This window comes from Caulobacter sp. FV1ye6ST, assembly GCF_058681225.1.
In genome coordinates, this window is sequence record NZ_CM178733.1 from 3,426,291 (window position 1) to 3,441,684 (window position 15,394).

Genomic DNA, 15,394 nt, shown 5'->3' on the forward strand with positions numbered 1-15,394 from the left:
GGTTCAGCTTGGCGGACAGAAGGCGTCGCCCTCGTTGGAGACCAGCCTGATTTCCGTGAATGACAGGGTCATGCGCCCGGCGGTGGACAGCGCGAAGGGGGACGAAACATGCGTCATCTCCGCGCCCTTGGCCTTGAAGCAGGAAAGTTTGATCTTGGCCGTACGCCATTCGCCGTGTTTCACACCTGACAACGTTGACGTTACGTCTACCGTCGCCCCGCAGGATTCGCCACAGGCCAAACCCAGGGAAACCGGTTTCTCTGGGGATGCATCCACCCTGTAGCGGATCGAAATCGCCATGTCGCCGGTGGTCTGGCGCGACAGATCCGCAGGCGGGCCAGCGATGGTAACGGTCCCACTCCCCTCACCGCTCCAGGTCGCCTGGCGTGCATTTTCTTGAGCGCCCGCATCGACGGTTTTCAGCGAGGCCGCTCCGGCGACGTTTATCGTCCACGGCGCGGGGACGTGGCCGGCGACGAAGTAGCGGTCCACATTGACGGCCGTCGAAGCGACGCCGGCGTCTTCCGATAGCTTCGCGACCTTGCCCGGCTTGGCGTAGCTGAGGCCGTAGCCATAGGCGAACTGCGGGTCGTAGGGCTTGTCGCCGATATTCAGCGGCTCCTGGTCGGCGCGCTTGGGCCAGGAGAACGACAGCCTGCCCTGGAAGTCGTGGCGCGGCTTGCCCGCCTTGTCGCCGATCAGCACGTCGGCGACCCCGCCGCCCTCCGAGCCTGGCAGCCAGGCCGCGACGAAGGCGTCCGAGGCGTTGATCTCGGGGTTTGTCCACATCGGCCGGCCGCTGAGGAACACCGCCACCACGGGAATGCCCGCGGCCTTCAGCTTCTTCAGCAGAGCCAGGTCGGTCTTGTCGCCCGGCTGGTATTCGACATTGGCGATGTCGCCCTGGAACTCGGCATAGGGGTTCTCGCCGAACACGACGATGGCGACATCCGGCTTGGCCTTGAAGTCGCCCGAGACCGACAGCTCGGCGCTGCCGCCGCCCGCCTTCACCGCTTCCGCGATGCCGCCGTAGATCGACTGGCCGTTGGGGAAGTCGCTGTTCTTGTTGCCCGTGCCCTGCCAGGTCAGGGTCCAGCCGCCGGCGGCCTTGCCGATATCGTCGGCCCCATCGCCGGCCACCAGCACGTGAGCCGAGCTCTTCAGCGGCAGGACGCCGTCGTTCTTCAGCAAGACCAGCGACTTGCGCACGGCTTCGCGCGCCACGGCGCGGTGCGCGGGCGAGCCCAGCAGGTCGTACTTTCCTTCCAGCGGGCGCTTGTCCTCGAACAGGCCGGCCTTGACCTTGACCCGCAGGATGCGGCGCACGGCGTCGTCGATCCGCGCCATCGGGATCTGACCGGCCTTCACCTGAGCCAGGGTGTTCTCATAGAGGCCCTTCCAGCTGTCGGGGGCCATGATCATGTCCATGCCGGCCAGATAGGCCTGGGCGCAGTTGGTGTTGGTGCAGCCGTCGACCTGGCCGTGGGCGTTCCAGTCGCCAACCACGAAACCCTCGAAGCCCAGGCGCCCCTTCAACACGTCGGTCAGCAGGCTCTTGTTGCCGGTGTGCTTGACCCCATGCCAGCTGGAGAACGAGACCATCACCGACAGGATGCCGGCGTCGATGGCGGGCGGATAGCCGGCGGCGTGCAGGCGCACCAGGTCGGCCTCGGAGATTTGGGCGTCGCCCTGGTCCTTTCCGCCCGCGGTGCCGCCATCCGCCAGGAAGTGCTTGGCCGAGCCGGCCACGTGGCCGGCGGCCAGCGGCTTGCCGGCGACCAGCGCGCCCTGCAGGCCCAGGGTCATCGGACCGGAATAGCGCTTCACGACCTCCGGATCCTCGGCATAGCCCTCATAGGCGCGGCCCCAGCGCTCGTCGCGCGGCACGGCCAGGGTCGGGCCGAAGGTCCAGTCCGCGCCGGTGGCCGCCATCTCCTGGGCCGTGGCCTCGCCGATGCGGCGGATCAGGTCCGGATCGCGCGCCGCGCCCAGGCCGACATTGTGCGGAAAGAGCGTAGCGCCGACGACGTTGTTATGGCCGTGCACGGCGTCGACGCCGAAGATGATCGGGATCTCCTGGTGACCGCCACGCTTTTCCAGCGCGGCGGCGCGGAAGGCGCGGATCCACTCGACCCAGCGCTGGGGCGTGGCGCGATCATTGCCGTCCGGCGCGCTGTTGCCGCCGACCAGCACCGAGCCCAGGCGGTACTTGGCCAGCTCGTCCGGCGTGATCGAGGCGCCGTCGGCCTGGATGGTCTGGGCGACCTTTTCCTCGACGCTCATCTGGCTCATCAGCTTGGTGATGAAGGCCTCGGTCTTGGCGTCGGTGATCGTCGACGGGCTGTGGGCCTTGGGCCAGACAGTCGGATGGGCGGTCGCGGCCGAGGTTTGCGCGAGAGCCGTTCCCGTCAGGCCGCCGGCCAGGATCAAGGCCAGGGCGGACACGCGGACGAGGCTGGATACGGACATGGTTCTTCCCAGGATGCGCCCGCCCCCGGGCGGATCGAATGAGGTGAGGGAGAAAAGCGCTCGACGCGGCGCTTGCGGAAAACCGCGCCGAGCGAAAGGCAGCGGTTAGGACCGCCTGGAGGGGAGTGATCGTGCGTCAAGGACGCGACGGGCGCTGGAAGGCGAAATCATTGGCGTTTCCTCCGACGCCGCCTTCGTGGACGACCGTCTTGATCGGGTTGATGTCGCTCCGATTGGACAGCGCTGTCAAGGTCAATATGATTGCGGTAACACCTGGTAAGCATCGTCAAGTCGTCTAGAGAGGCGCTTGTCCTGTGGACTCGCGGACCACGAGTTCGAAATCCAGGACCTTCGAGGGTGGCGGCGCGCCCTCCTCCTGCTCGACGCCGTGCATCAGCATGTCCGCCGCGGCGCCGGCCATGGCGAAGATCGGCTGGCGCACGGTGGTCAGCTGCGGCCAGGTGATCTTGGCGCCGGGCGTGTCGTCGAAGCCGGCGACCGACAGCTGGGCCGGCAGGTCCAGGCGCATGCGGTTGGCCACGGCCATGACGCCCAGGGCCATGTCGTCGTTTGAGGCGAAGATGGCGGTCGGACGGTCGGCGCCGCCCAACAGCTTCTCGGCCGCGTCGAAGCCCGAGCGGAACGAGAAGAAGCCCTGCTCCACCCGATCGTCGCGGACCACCAACCCGCTGTCGCGCATGGCGTCCAGGAAGCCCTGGTGACGCTGGTGCGAGGCCCCGTGATCCGGGTGGCCGATGATGAAGCCGAGGTCGCGGTGGCCCAGCCCGATCAGGTGTTTGGTCATCTCGTAGGCGGCCAGGCGGTCGTCCATGCTGACCCACGGGGCGCGGTCGAGATCGCCGCCCGGCGCGACGCGAACATAGGCGACGCCCGCCTGCTCCAGCGTGGCCAGCACCACCGGATGGTCGCTGAGCGGCGGCGTCAGTATCACCCCATCCATGCGCAGGGTGGCCAGCATCGGCTCGACCTGCTCCTGGATGTCGCCCGTCGAGTCGATCGGCTCGACGATCAGGTGGAAGCCCTCCTGCCGGCACCGCGCGATGGCCCCCAACTGGACGTCCGTGACATAGCCAGGGCTGGGGTTATCGAAGAAGACGCCGATCAGATAGGCCTTCGAGCCCGCCAGGCTGCGGGCCGAGATGTTGGGGCGATAGTTCAGCGCGGCGACGGCGGCCTGCACCCGGTCGCGGGTGTCGGCCTTGACGTTGGGTTCACGGTTGAGGACCCGCGAAACGGTCTTGATCGAGACCCCGCTCTCGCGGGCCACATCGTGGATCGTGACTTTGGCGTTCAATTCCGTCCCCCGCCGCACCGATTCTTTCCGGCGTTGCGAACACTAAGCCATGACAAGGTTGTCATGGCGAGCCCCATCGCGCGCCTCAAAAGCGCCGAATCTTGCTCACCTATTGTCCTGCGGGGTCGATTGACCGGCGCCGAGGGACCGCCACCGATGAAGCCAACAAACCTGCTGCTGGCCCTGGCCATCGGCGCGCCGCTCATCGTGCCGATCTCCGCGGCGGCGCGAACCCCTCCTCTCTCTCCCCAGACCCTGGGCCGGCTCGACGACCTCGGCCGCTTCGCCGGCGATGCGCCTTTCTGCGAAGTTATCGGCTACACGGGGACGGATCCGGACGGTCAGGCCTTCGCGCGCGAGATCGCCAAGCTGGCGGAACGGATTGGCGCGGACAAACAGGACGTCGAAGCCGCGATATCGGCGGCGAAGGTTCGCGAGACCAACGACCTCCAGGTCGCGCGCGATCAGGCTCAAGCCAATCTGAAGGATCCCAGCGGCGATAGGGCGCTGCGCGAATTCGCCGACACGCTCGCGGTTCGATGCCATCGCGCGGTCGACGATCCGGCGGCCACCGTCCTGATGAAACCTCCTATAGGCGCGATCAGCACCGTTTCGCGACGCTTCGTGGACCGTCAGCTTGCCCCCTACGGCCGCGCCGGCTGGCAAACGCCGTTCGTGCTCGCGGGCGGCGATCTCGCCGAGACCGTCGGCGCCTGCGAGGCGAGGACAGGTCGCGCCCGGGCCTGGTCCTACCTCACCAATCTGCGGGCCCCGGACGCCTTCCCCCCAGATATCAATGACACGATCCAGGCTTGGCTGGACACGCGCATCGCGCAGGGCCGAGAGAACGCGAAGAAGAACCCGCCAAGCGCCGCTCAGTGCGGCCAGCTGTTCGCGAAGCGGGAGATGGCTCTGAGAAAGGCCCCGGACTGACGTCAGGCGACCGCCGCCCGGCCCTCCGGCGTCAGCGCCACCGCCGCGCCGATCAGGGCGGTGTGCGGATGCAGGATGACGTGGGTCGGGATCGCCTGGGTGAAGTGCGACAGGCGACCCTTGGCGTCGAAGCGCTCGCGGAACGGGCTCTTTTCCAGGATGTCGATGATCCGCGGCGCGATGCCGCCGGCGATGAACACGCCGCCGCGCGCGCCCAGGGTCAGGGCGATGTCGCCGGCCGTCGAGCCCAGCACCGCGCAGAAGCGGTTCACCGTGGCCAGGCTGTCGGCGCAGCCCTCGACCGCGCGCTCGGTGATCTGCTTGGCGACCAGGGGCTCGACCTTGCGGCCCTCGGCCTCGGCCAGGGCGACGTGCAGGTCTTCCATGCCGGGCCCCGACAGGATGCGCTCGACCGACACCCGCCCGCCGTCCAGCTGCCTGGTCAGGGCGCGCAGCACCTCGATCTCGACCGCGTCGATCGGGGCGAAGGCGACGTGGCCGCCCTCGGTGGCCAGCGGGATCTCCTGGCCATGACGGCGCACGAGGCCGGCGACGCCGAAGCCCGTGCCCGGGCCGAGGATGGCCAGATCCCCCTCGCCCGAGGTCGGCAGGTGGCCGACCTGACGCAGGTCCTTGGGACTCAGGCGCGGCGCGGCCAGGGCCTGGGCGGTGAAGTCGTTGATCAGCTTGGCGTTTCGGAAGCCGCCGGCGCGACGCAGGCTGTCTTCCGAGATCCGCCAGTCCAGGTTGGTCATGTGGACCGAGCCGTGCTCGATCGGGCCAGCCACGGCCACCACGGCCTGGTCCGGATGCCGGACGCCGACCTTCTGCAGGTAGTGCTCGATGGCGTCCTCGGCCGAGGTGTAATCCTGGCCCTTGTAGGTCGTGGGCTCGATCAGGCGCGGGTCCTGACCGTCGAATTCGACCAGGGCGAAGCGGGCGTTGGTGCCGCCAATGTCGCCGACGAGGCCGAGGCCCACGCTGTGATTGCCGTCCATGACGATGCGCTTTTCCTTAGGCGAAGACGGAGGCCCCGGCGTCGGCCGCGCCGACCCCGCTGCGCATCCATCCGAACAGTTCCCTACCAAAGCCCGGCTTGGACGCCGGGACGTTCGCCGGCGTGCGAGCGCGCAGAACCGCCTCGTCCACCAGGATCTTCAATTCGCCGGTCTCGGCGTTGACGCTGATCACGTCGCCGTCCTGGACATAGGCCAGGGGGCCGCCCTTGGCGGCTTCCGGCGTCACGTGGATGGCGGCGGGCGTCTTGCCCGAGGCGCCGGACATCCGGCCATCAGTGACCAGGGCGACCTTGTAGCCGCGATCCAGCAGCACCGAGATCGACGGCGACAGGTTGTGCAGCTCGGGCATGCCATTGGCCGACGGCCCTTGGAAGCGGACGACGACGACGACGTCGCGGTCCAGCTCGCCGCGCTTGAAGGCGGCGATGAAGTCTTCCTGTTCCTGGAACACGGCCGCTGGGGCTTCGATCACGTGGTGCTCGGGCTTCACGGCCGAGATCTTCATGACGCCGCGTCCAAGGTTGCCGGCCATCAGGCGCAGGCCGCCCTCGGGGCTGAACGGGTCCGAGACCGGGCGGACGATGGCGGTGTCCAGGCTTTCGGTCGCGCCCTCGCGCCACTTCAGCACGCCGTCCTCGAGGTGCGGCTCCTGGGCGTAGAGCGACAGGCCGGGGCCGGCGATGGTCTGGACGTCCTCGTGGACGAGACCCGCCTTCAGCAGCTCGCGGATGATGAAGGCCATTCCGCCGGCGGCCTGGAAGTGGTTCACGTCGGCCGCGCCGTTCGGGTAGACGCGGGCCAGCAAGGGCGTGGCTTTAGAGATGTCGTCCAGGTCTTCCAGAGTCAGCTGGACGCCGGCGGCGTGGGCCATGGCCACGATGTGCAGGGCCAGGTTGGTCGAGCCGCCGGTGGCCATCAGGCCGACCACGCCGTTGACGATCGACTTCTCGTCGATCATCCGGCCGACCGGGATGAACTCGTTGCCCTTGTTGGTCACGGCGGCGGCGCGGCGCGCGGCTTCCTTGACCAGGGCCTCGCGCAGCGGCGTGTTGGGATGCACGAAGGCCGAGCCGGGCAGATGGAAGCCCATCAGCTCCATCAGCATCTGGTTGGTGTTGGCCGTGCCGTAGAAGGTGCAGGTGCCCGGACCGTGATAGCTGGCCTGCTCGGCTTCCAGCAGTTCGGCGCGCCCGACCTTGCCCTCGGCATAGAGGGCGCGGATGCGGGCCTTCTCGCTGTTGGGCAGGCCCGAGGTCATCGGACCGGCGGGCACGAAAAGGGCCGGCAGGTGGCTGAAGGTCAGGGCGCCGATCACCAGGCCCGGCACGATCTTGTCGCAGACGCCCAGATACAGCGCGGAGTCGAAGGCGTCGTGGGTCAGGGCGACGGCCGTGGCCATGGCGATGACTTCACGCGAGAAAAGCGACAGCTCCATGCCCGGACGGCCCTGGGTGACGCCGTCGCACATGGCCGGCACGCCGCCGGCGAACTGGGCCGTGGCCCCGACTTCACGGGCCGCGTCCTTGATCAGCGCGGGATAGGCCTCCAGCGGCTGGTGGGCCGACAGCATGTCGTTATAGGCCGAGACGATGCCGATGTTCGGCGCGTTCGGATCCAGCGCGCGGACCTTGTCGACTCCCGGCGAGGCGGCGAAGGCGTGGGCCCAGTTGGCGCAGGACAGCTTGGCCCGGCCCGGCTGGCTGTCGATCGCGTGCTGCATGTTGGCCAGATAGGCCGCGCGGCTGTCCTGGCTGCGCGCCACGATGCGGGCGGTGACTTCGGCGATGACCGGGTTCAGGCTCATGGCGATTACTCCGCCCACAGGATGCGGACCTTGGCGCGGTCCTGGTTCAGAATGGCGGCGATCGGCAGGGTCGGATCGACCTCACCGTCCAGCAGGGCGCGCTTGGCCTGGCCGGTGATCAGCAGCACGATCAGCGCCGATTGGGTCAACGCCTGGAAGGTCAGGCTGATCCGGGGAATATCCGGGGCGGGATCGCCCGGCGGCACGGCCAGCACCAGGCGGTCGGAGGCAAGGTCGAGGCCGCGCGCCAGCACCGGCGAGCCGGGAAACAGCGAGGCGAAGTGGCCGTCGGGACCCACGCCCAGCAGAACCACGCCGAACGGCGCGGCGGCCGCGACGCCGGCCTGGGCCTTCAGCGCCGCCTCTTCATGGCTGACGCCGTCGAAAAAGAGCGGCGAGAAGCCGGCCTTGGCCGCGTGCCCCCTCAGCAGGTGACGACGCACCAGGCCTTCGTTGCTGCTGGGATCGGACGCCGGGACCCAGCGCTCATCGGTCAGGGTGACCATGACCTTGTCCCAGGGGACGGTCAGGGTCGACAGGCGGTCATAGACCGGGGCCGGCGTCGAGCCGCCCGTCGCGGCGAAGCCCGCGACGCCGTGCGTCGCCACCGCCGTGGTCAGAGCCTGGGCGATGGTCGAGGCGGCGGCATCGTACAGCGCCTCGCGGGTCGGGAAGGCTTCGATCTGATGTTCGGCCATGCTCACGCCTTCCAGGACCGGCCGCCGGGCGAGATCAGGCCCTGGGCTGACTGCGGTCCCCAGGTGCCGGCCGCGTAGGGCGCGGGCTCGATGCCGGCGTCGGCCCAGGCGGCCGAGACGGCGTCGATGAACTTCCAGGCCTGCTCGACCTCGTCGCGCCGCACGAACAGGGTGCGGTCGCCGCGGAACGCGTCGACGAACAGCTTCTCGTAGGCGATGCGGCGGCGACCGCCGCTCTGGCCGAACGACAGCGACAGAGGCAGCGATTGCAGGCGCATCCCCTCTTCCGACAGGCCCGGGCGCTTGTTCATGATCGTCAGCGAGATGTCTTCGTCCGGCTGCAGGTCGATGACCAGACGGTTGGCGCACAGCTCGCCGTCGGTCGCCTGGCCGAAGATGTTGTGCGGCAGCGGCTTGAACTGGACGACGATCTGGGTGCGGCGGTCGGGCAGGTTCTTGCCAGTGCGCAGGAAGAACGGCACGCCGTCCCACCGCCAGTTGTCGATCGCCACCTTCATGGCCACGAAGGTCTCGGTCTTGGTCGGCTTGCCGACTTCCTCGACATAGCCCGGACGGGCGCCGCCCTCGACCACGCCGGCGACGTACTGGCCGCGCACGGTGTCGTGGGCCACGCTCTCCTTGGTGAAGGGGCGCAGGGACCGGAGCACCTTGACCTTCTCGTCACGGACGGCGTCGGGATCGAAGCCCGACGGCGCCTCCATGGCGACCAGGCAGAGCAGCTGCAGCATGTGGTTCTGCACCATGTCTCGCAGCGCGCCGTACTCGTCGTAATAGTGCCAGCGGTCGCCGACCTTCTCGGTCTCGGCGATGGTGATCTGCACGTGGTCGATCGTGTTGCGGTCCCACAGGGGCTCGAACAGCACGTTGGCGAAGCGCAGGGCGGTCAGGTTCTGGACCGTCTCCTTGCCCAGATAGTGGTCGATGCGGAAGACCTGGCTCTCGTCGACCACGGCGGCGACGGCGGCGTTGGTGACCTTGGAGCTCTCCAGGTCGCGGCCCAGCGGCTTTTCCAGGATCAGACGGGCGCTGGGACCGGTCAGACCGGCGGCTTGCAGCGCCTGGCAGGCCGGACCGTAAAGGCTCGGCGACAGCGAGAAGAAGATGACCAGCGAGCCGTGCTCGCCGATGCGGTCGGCCAGCTTCTTGGCATCGGCTTCGCTGGTGATGTCGGCGGGCACGTAGTCCAGACGCTCGGCCAGGCGCTTCCACACGCCCTCCTCGACCGTCGCGCGCTTGCCCAGCTGTTCGCGGACCAGCGCCTTGTAGCTGGCCGCGTCATGGTCCGCGCGGGCCACGCCGACGATCCGCAGATCATGCGGCAGCAGACGATCAAGCTCGAGGAAGTACAGCGAAGGCAACAGCATCCGCAGGGCCAGATCCCCCGCGCCGCCCAGCAGCACCAGCACTTCGCGCCCATTATCGGCGTCTTGGTTCTTCTTAGCCAAAGTCGTCCACCCTATGACAACGTTGTCATGACATGCCTGCGCCGGAAAGGCAAGCGGTCGCGGACCGCCAGCCCCTACGGGCGCTGGGACCGGCCCTAACTAGGCTAAACGTCCGGACCCCGCCACAAGACCAATCCGCTTTCGACGGGTGAATTTTCGATGACGCGGGCCGAGGCGAGGCGAGTCATGCCCCGCGGCGCGCCGAAAGCGGCCTTTGGGCGAAAGCCCCTGCCCTATTTAGCCGCGCGGGCGGGCGATCCGGCGGGCTGGCCGGTGCGGAACCTGTCCTTCATCCGGCCGATCCAGCCGTTGAAGGCCTCGTTGTCGGCGGTGACGCGGCTGAAGTCCGAGGCCGACAGCGATTCGACGTTCATGCCCTGCAGGGCGACGCGCAGGCCGTCCGGATTGCCGGCGCTGTCGATGAAGCCCGACCAGCGGGCGCGCAGCCGGGCCAGCGCGGCGTTGTCGTCCGCCAGACTGTAGGCCACGGCCGAGCGCAGCAAGCGGGCCTCGTCGCCCGGGGTCAGCGCGCCCGGGGTCTTGAATCGGTCGCCCAGCGAGCGTTCGTACAGCGCCCCCGCCGTCGGCCAGGTGTGCTGCTTCCAGGCGATCTCGGCGCGGATCTCCTGGCCGTCGCGGCTGCTGTCCTTGTCGATCAGTTCGAGGGCGTCGTCGAATCGGCCCAGGCCCATCAGGGCGCGGGCGGTGGCCAGGCGGCGCTCGGCGTTCAGGGCCGGCGGCAGGATCGTGGTGCGGGTCGCGTTGATCGCGTCCAGCGCATCCTCCGGCTTTTTGTTCATCAGGTAGATCCAGGCCAGGTCGGTGGCGACCTGGGCCTTGGGCACGCCGTTCAGGCGGTTGTCGACCTGGTACTTCAGCAGCTTGCCGGCGTCGTCCAGCAGGTCGACATCCACCAGGCGGCGCACCAGGTTGCGGACCATCTGGTCGCCGTCGGCGCCGATCGGGGTCAGGTCCTGGAAGTCGTAGAACAGGCCCACGGCCTGGACCGGCTGCATGCCGTCGGCCAGGCCTTGCAAGAACAGCTGCCGGAAGGTGTTCGACAGGTCGTTCTGCAGCGCCACGGCTTCCGGGCGATCCGGCAACTGGCGGCCGGCCGAGCGCAGCACTTCAAGCGCCTCGCGATAGCGGCCCTGGTCGATATAGAGGCGCCCCAGCGAGCGGATGACCTCCAGCTCGACGCCGTCGCCGCGCCAGCGATAGCGCAGCTGGTTCAGAATCTCGGCGGCCTTCTGGGCGGTGATCTGGCCCTTGGCGTAGCCCAGCTCGGTGGCGTGCAGCATGGCCGGGGTGGCGATGCGGTCGTACGGGGCCTTGGCGATGGCCTCGAACATGCGCCGGGCGCGGACCTTCTCGCCCTTGGCCTCGAACGCGCGCGCCTGGGTCAGGCGGATGTCCAGCTGGTCCTCGAGCGGGACCTTGGGCACGGCCAGGGCCTTGGCGATGATCTGCATGGCGCCGGTCACGTCGCCGACGCCCAAAGCCGCCTGGGCCTGGGCGTGCAGGAAGCGCGCCCGCCAGATCGGCGGGAACAGATCCAGGGCCCGGCCGCCGCCGGCGAACTTGGCGCGAGCGTCGGCCCACTGGCCCTGCTTGGCCGAAATGTAGCCACGCCAAAGGGCGCTGGACGGATCGTCGGCCAGCACCGGCGAGGAGAAGTCGGCGTCGGCCTCGGTCAGGCGGCCGGCGAACACCTTGGCCACGCCGCGCAGACCGCGGAACTCGGCGTCACCCAGCAGGGTCTGGTGCTTGCGGCCCGCCGCGTTCAGCACGCCAATGGCCTCGAACGACATCTGTGAGCCGACCAGGAAGCGGGCCAGCGACATGCGCGCGGCGCGGTCGCTGTCCTTGCCCTCGCCATCCGGCGCGGCCGCGACGGCGCTTTGCAGGGCGTTGTAGCGCGCCAGGAAGCCGCCCGAACCGGTCTTGGGCCAGTTGTCCAGGTCGATCAGGGCGGGCATCGACATCGGCTGCGGCGCGCCAGCGGCCGCCTCTTCCGGCGGCGTGCTGGCCGAGATCGGCGACAGGATCAGACCCTTGGGACGGCCGATGCGCAGCAGGTCGCCGCTGGCCTGGACCACGAGGTCGCCGGCATAGGCCTCGGCGGCCAGCCCCTGCGCCGATTGCAGCAGGGCCATCTCGACATATTCGCGGCGCGACGGCAGGCCCTTGGTGGGCGCCAGGGCCGGGGCCACCATAAGCTTGTCGCCGACGGCGGGATCGTCGACCCAGACCGGCTTGGTCACGCCCGAGACCGTGGCCGACAGGGTCGCCGGGCGCACGCTTTCGTCACGCGCCACCCTGACGACATCCGGCGTCGCCTGCGTGCCCGCGCCCAGGCTGATCTTCCAAAGCCCGCCCAACCCTTCGGCGACATAGGGCGTGCCGGAGGGGGTGACGATGCGCAGCGCCGTGTAGTCCGGCCCCTTCAGGGCCTGGATCTTGGAATAGCGCGGGCTGGACGATGGCAACTTGGAGATGTCGAGGCGCGCGGGCGTGTCGAACACGATCCAGACCGCCTCGCCGCGCCGGAAGACGGCGGCGCCGGCCGGGGCGGCCCACTCGAACGAAAGCGTGACCTGTTGGTCCTGACGGTCGAAACCGACCTTGACCACGCCGCCGGCGGGCATGGGGTTGGGACGGCCGATCGGCGCGACGGGCGCGGACGTCGGACTGGCCGGCGGCGCGCCGGGACGGGCGAACAGATTGACGAAGTCGACGCCGTCGGCATTGCCCAGACGGGCGTCGGCGTCATCCGTCAGTGTAATGACGATCTCGAGCACGCCGTTGACGTGGCGCGCCTCCGCGGCCTTCAGCCAGCGCGGCGGCGCGATCTTCAGGGTCGAGATATCGGGATTGGCGTCGCGGCTGAACCGCAGCACCAGGGTCTGGCCCTCGCGATGCGAAACAAGCTTCGCGCCGCCGCCCCAGTGGAATTCGATCCGCGAGAAGTCCGCCGCCTGCGCCACGCGCACATCCAGCGACGCGCGCGCGGCCGAGGGCGGCGGCGCGGCGTACGCGGACGGCGCCAGAGTCCCCGCGATGACCGCGGCGGCGACGCTGGAGCGCAGGAGCTGGCGAAGGGTCATGGGCCTCCCTTAGCCGGCCTTCTTGGGGGGGGACTTGGCCTTGGGCGCGGCGGGATCCGCGGCGCCGGCCAGACCCGCGTCGGCCTGTTGCTTGTTCGGCGCGGCGCCGGGAGCCGCCGGCGCGGCGGCGTTGTCCGCGATCGCCGCCTTGCCCTTCTCGACAGCCGGATTGGCCATGCGCGAGGCGAGGCGCTCGGTCAGGATCTTGGCGTCGCCCGGGCTCATGTTGGCCAGGATCTGCGACAGGGCCCGCTCCTTCATCTTGGCGGCGATGGGCAGGCGGACCTCGTCCGACAGCAGGGTCATGCGGGCGGCGGCGTCCTTGGGCTTCATGCCCTGATAGACCGTGACCAGGCGATCCACCTCGGCCTGCTTCTGGGCGTCGACCTGGCCCAGCAGGCCCGAGATGTCGCCCTTCAGGCCGGTCAGGGCCTTCATCTTGGCGTCCAGCTTGGCCTCGGCGGCGGCCAGCAGCTGCAGCTGGACGTCGATGTCCTGCTCGCGCTGGTCCAGCTGGCCGCGACGGGCGCCCAGGCTCTGCAGCACGCGCAGCTCGGCGGGCGAGAGGCCGGCTTCCTTGGCCAGGGCGTCGGCCGAAGGGGCGCAGACGCGCGGCGGCGCCGCGTTGGCGGCGGCCGGCTGGCCAGCGCCCTCGGCCGACGGAGCCTCTTCGCCTCCCTTGGCGTCCTTCTTTTCGGCGACGCCTTCGGCGAAGGCCTTGGCCCCGCCCATCAGGTCGGGCAGCGACTTGGCGCCGGCCATGGCGTTGATCGCCAGCACGCCGCCGACGGCGACGCCGACCAGGGGGAGGATGCGCGGAACGTTCTTCATCGGCGGGGAGCCCTGGGGTTGGCGGACGAGCTGTCGCCCGGTCCGTCGAAGAGGTCATCATCGATCCGCGCGCGTGAACGCGGCGTTTCGCTGCTCATGTTTGGCGCCACGCCCGGACGCGATGCCGGGCGCGGAAGGGGTTCGCCGCGGGCGGCGCGTTCGACGCGGTCCTCCCGGTCCAGCAGGCGTTCGAAATCGGCGGCCGACAGGCGGCGCTCCTCCTGCGGCGTCGGGGCCGGCGGCGTCTCGCGGCTGGGGCGCGGCGCGGGACGCTCGGCCGGGGCTTGCGGCCGAGCTGTCGCCGCCAAGGTCGGCGCTGACGGCGGACGATCGATGATTTCGCCCAGTTGGGCGGCCAGGGCCTGGGCGCGCTCGATCCGCATCGCCAGGGTCTCGGCGGCTTCGTCGGTGGCCGCGCGCAGGTCGGCCAGGCCCTGCTCGGCGCGGGCCGCGGCATGGTCCAGGTCGGCCACGGCCTTGGCGAAGCCCTCGTGGCTGTCGCGCAGGGCCTTCAGGCGGCGTTCAAGGCGCCATCCGAAGACCAGCGCCGCGATCAGCAGCACCGCCAGGAACCCGTTCATGGCAAAGGCGACGAGGCTCATTTCAGCTTCTGCACGGCCTTCTTGGCGGCGGGCGTCAGCGGCGCCTCGGCTCGCACGGCGATCGAGTGGTTGCGACGGCCCATGCGGCCGCGCGTCAGGGGGATGGCCCCGGCGCGCAGTTCAACGAGGCTGTCGGGCGTGGCGTTCAGCATCAGCGTGTCGCCGATCTGCATGTTCAGGACGCGCGACAGCGGCACCTGCTGCTCGTCGAGCACGGCGCGGACCTCCATCTGCGTGGTCCACAGCTCGGTGGCCAAGTGGCCTTCCCAGATGTTATCGCGGCCGAACTTCTCACCCATGAACTGCTGCAGCAGCATCTTCCGGATGGGTTCCAGCGTGGCGTAGGGCAGCAGCAGCTCGATGCGGCCGCCGCGGTCTTCCATGTCGATGCGCAGCTTGACCAGGATGGCGGCGTTGGCCGGACGGGCGATGGCGGCGAAGCGCGGGTTGGTCTCCAGGCGGTCCAGCGAGAAATTGACCGGGTGCAGCGGCTCGAAGGCGCTCTTCAGGTCGTGCAGCACCACCTCGATCATCCGCTGCACCAGCACGCGCTCGATCGTGGTGTAGGGACGGCCCTCGATGCGCATCGCGGCCGTGCCGCGACGTCCGCCCAGCAGCACGTCGACGATCGAATAGATCAGGTTGGAGTCGACCGTCAGCAGGCCGTAATTGTCCAGTTCCTCGGCCCGGAAAACCGCCAGGATGGCCGGCAGCGGGATCGAGTTCAGATAGTCGCCGAAGCGGATCGAGCTGATGTTGTCGAGACTGACCTCGACGTTGTCGGACGTGAAGTTCCGCAAAGACGTCGTCATCAACCGCACCAGGCGGTCGAAGACGATTTCCAGCATCGGCAGACGCTCGTAGCTGACCAGCGCCGAATTGATGATGGCGCGGATGCCCGTCCGGTCCTCGCCGCCATCGCCGGAGAGATCGAAGCCCAGCAGGCTGTCGATCTCGTCCTGGTTCAGGATGCGTTCGGAGCCGGGCTCGCCGCCGCCGCCATCATCCCAGCCGCCCATGCCGCCGGAAAAGTCGCCAAATTCATTGCCGCCGCCACCGCCTGCGTCGCCTTCACCGAAGGCGCCGGGAGGGTTTTGCGAGGCCCATTGGGCCATCGCGGCCTGATCGTCGGTTTCGTCCGCCATGATCG

General features: G+C 69.2%; 11 protein-coding genes. 1 reads left to right on the plus strand and 10 read right to left on the minus strand.

Features of this window, described 5'->3' with window-relative positions; genetic code table 11:
* Positions 1-3: 3 nt before the first annotated feature.
* Both ACW175_RS16545 and ACW175_RS16550 read right to left on the minus strand, forming a co-directional pair.
* Complete coding sequence (locus tag ACW175_RS16545) at positions 4-2,469, minus strand: glycoside hydrolase family 3 protein (RefSeq protein ID WP_492101108.1); 2,466 nt, start codon at positions 2,467-2,469, stop codon at positions 4-6.
* Between the two features lie 295 nt (positions 2,470-2,764).
* The gene (locus ACW175_RS16550; RefSeq protein WP_492101109.1) at positions 2,765-3,784 is read right to left on the minus strand and encodes a LacI family DNA-binding transcriptional regulator; all 1,020 of its coding nucleotides are present in this window, start codon (positions 3,782-3,784) and stop codon (positions 2,765-2,767) included.
* A 63-nt stretch (positions 3,785-3,847) separates the two neighbouring features.
* Between ACW175_RS16550 and ACW175_RS16555 the strand changes: the two genes are divergently transcribed.
* Entirely contained in the window at positions 3,848-4,717 is an 870-nt protein-coding gene (locus ACW175_RS16555; RefSeq protein WP_492101110.1) for a hypothetical protein, read from the plus strand.
* Between the two features lie 2 nt (positions 4,718-4,719).
* On the opposite strand, the gene glk is transcribed toward ACW175_RS16555, so the two are convergent.
* From glk to fliM, 8 genes are all read right to left on the minus strand, one after another.
* A complete protein-coding gene (gene glk / locus ACW175_RS16560) occupies positions 4,720-5,715 on the minus strand; it encodes a glucokinase (protein ID WP_492101111.1) in 996 nt (331 codons plus the stop codon).
* A gap of 16 nt (positions 5,716-5,731) precedes the next feature.
* Positions 5,732-7,540 (minus strand): phosphogluconate dehydratase, encoded by a 1,809-nt coding sequence (gene edd, locus ACW175_RS16565; protein WP_492101112.1) that lies wholly within the window; start codon positions 7,538-7,540, stop codon positions 5,732-5,734.
* Positions 7,541-7,545: 5 nt separating this feature from the next.
* Positions 7,546-8,238: a 6-phosphogluconolactonase gene (pgl, locus tag ACW175_RS16570; protein ID WP_492101113.1), complete on the minus strand. Its 693-nt coding sequence runs from the start codon at positions 8,236-8,238 to the stop codon at positions 7,546-7,548.
* Positions 8,239-8,240: 2 nt separating this feature from the next.
* Positions 8,241-9,704 carry a glucose-6-phosphate dehydrogenase gene (zwf, locus tag ACW175_RS16575; RefSeq protein WP_492101114.1) on the minus strand — a complete coding sequence of 488 codons (1,464 nt, stop codon included), beginning with the start codon at positions 9,702-9,704 and terminating at the stop codon, positions 8,241-8,243.
* Between the two features lie 233 nt (positions 9,705-9,937).
* Positions 9,938-12,811 carry a tetratricopeptide repeat protein gene (locus ACW175_RS16580; protein ID WP_492101115.1) on the minus strand — a complete coding sequence of 958 codons (2,874 nt, stop codon included), beginning with the start codon at positions 12,809-12,811 and terminating at the stop codon, positions 9,938-9,940.
* Positions 12,812-12,820: 9 nt separating this feature from the next.
* Positions 12,821-13,642, minus strand: a complete 822-nt coding sequence (locus tag ACW175_RS16585) for a MotE family protein (protein ID WP_492101116.1) — start codon at positions 13,640-13,642, stop codon at positions 12,821-12,823.
* Positions 13,639-14,244, minus strand: coding sequence for a DUF6468 domain-containing protein (locus ACW175_RS16590; protein WP_492101117.1), 606 nt, complete (start codon positions 14,242-14,244; stop codon positions 13,639-13,641). Before ACW175_RS16590 ends, ACW175_RS16585 begins: the two co-directional genes overlap by 4 nt.
* Entirely contained in the window at positions 14,241-15,389 is a 1,149-nt protein-coding gene (gene fliM, locus ACW175_RS16595) for a flagellar motor switch protein FliM (RefSeq protein ID WP_492101118.1), read from the minus strand. The genes ACW175_RS16590 and fliM overlap by 4 nt, the downstream gene beginning before the upstream one ends.
* Positions 15,390-15,394 lie beyond the last annotated feature (5 nt).

Bases quoted from the DNA above. Each gene is read 5' to 3' on its own strand.
- pgl (WP_492101113.1), bottom strand. From the start codon at position 8,238: ATGGCCGAACATCAGATCGAAGCCTTCCCGACCCGCGAGGCGCTGTAC.
- fliM (WP_492101118.1), bottom strand. From the start codon at position 15,389: ATGGCGGACGAAACCGACGATCAGGCCGCGATGGCCCAATGGGCCTCG.
- ACW175_RS16580 (WP_492101115.1), bottom strand. From the start codon at position 12,811: ATGACCCTTCGCCAGCTCCTGCGCTCCAGCGTCGCCGCCGCGGTCATC.
- glk (WP_492101111.1), bottom strand. From the start codon at position 5,715: ATGGACGGCAATCACAGCGTGGGCCTCGGCCTCGTCGGCGACATTGGC.
- ACW175_RS16585 (WP_492101116.1), bottom strand. From the start codon at position 13,642: ATGAAGAACGTTCCGCGCATCCTCCCCCTGGTCGGCGTCGCCGTCGGC.
- edd (WP_492101112.1), bottom strand. From the start codon at position 7,540: ATGAGCCTGAACCCGGTCATCGCCGAAGTCACCGCCCGCATCGTGGCG.
- ACW175_RS16545 (WP_492101108.1), bottom strand. From the start codon at position 2,469: ATGTCCGTATCCAGCCTCGTCCGCGTGTCCGCCCTGGCCTTGATCCTG.
- ACW175_RS16590 (WP_492101117.1), bottom strand. From the start codon at position 14,244: ATGAGCCTCGTCGCCTTTGCCATGAACGGGTTCCTGGCGGTGCTGCTG.
- ACW175_RS16555 (WP_492101110.1), top strand. From the start codon at position 3,848: ATGGCGAGCCCCATCGCGCGCCTCAAAAGCGCCGAATCTTGCTCACCT.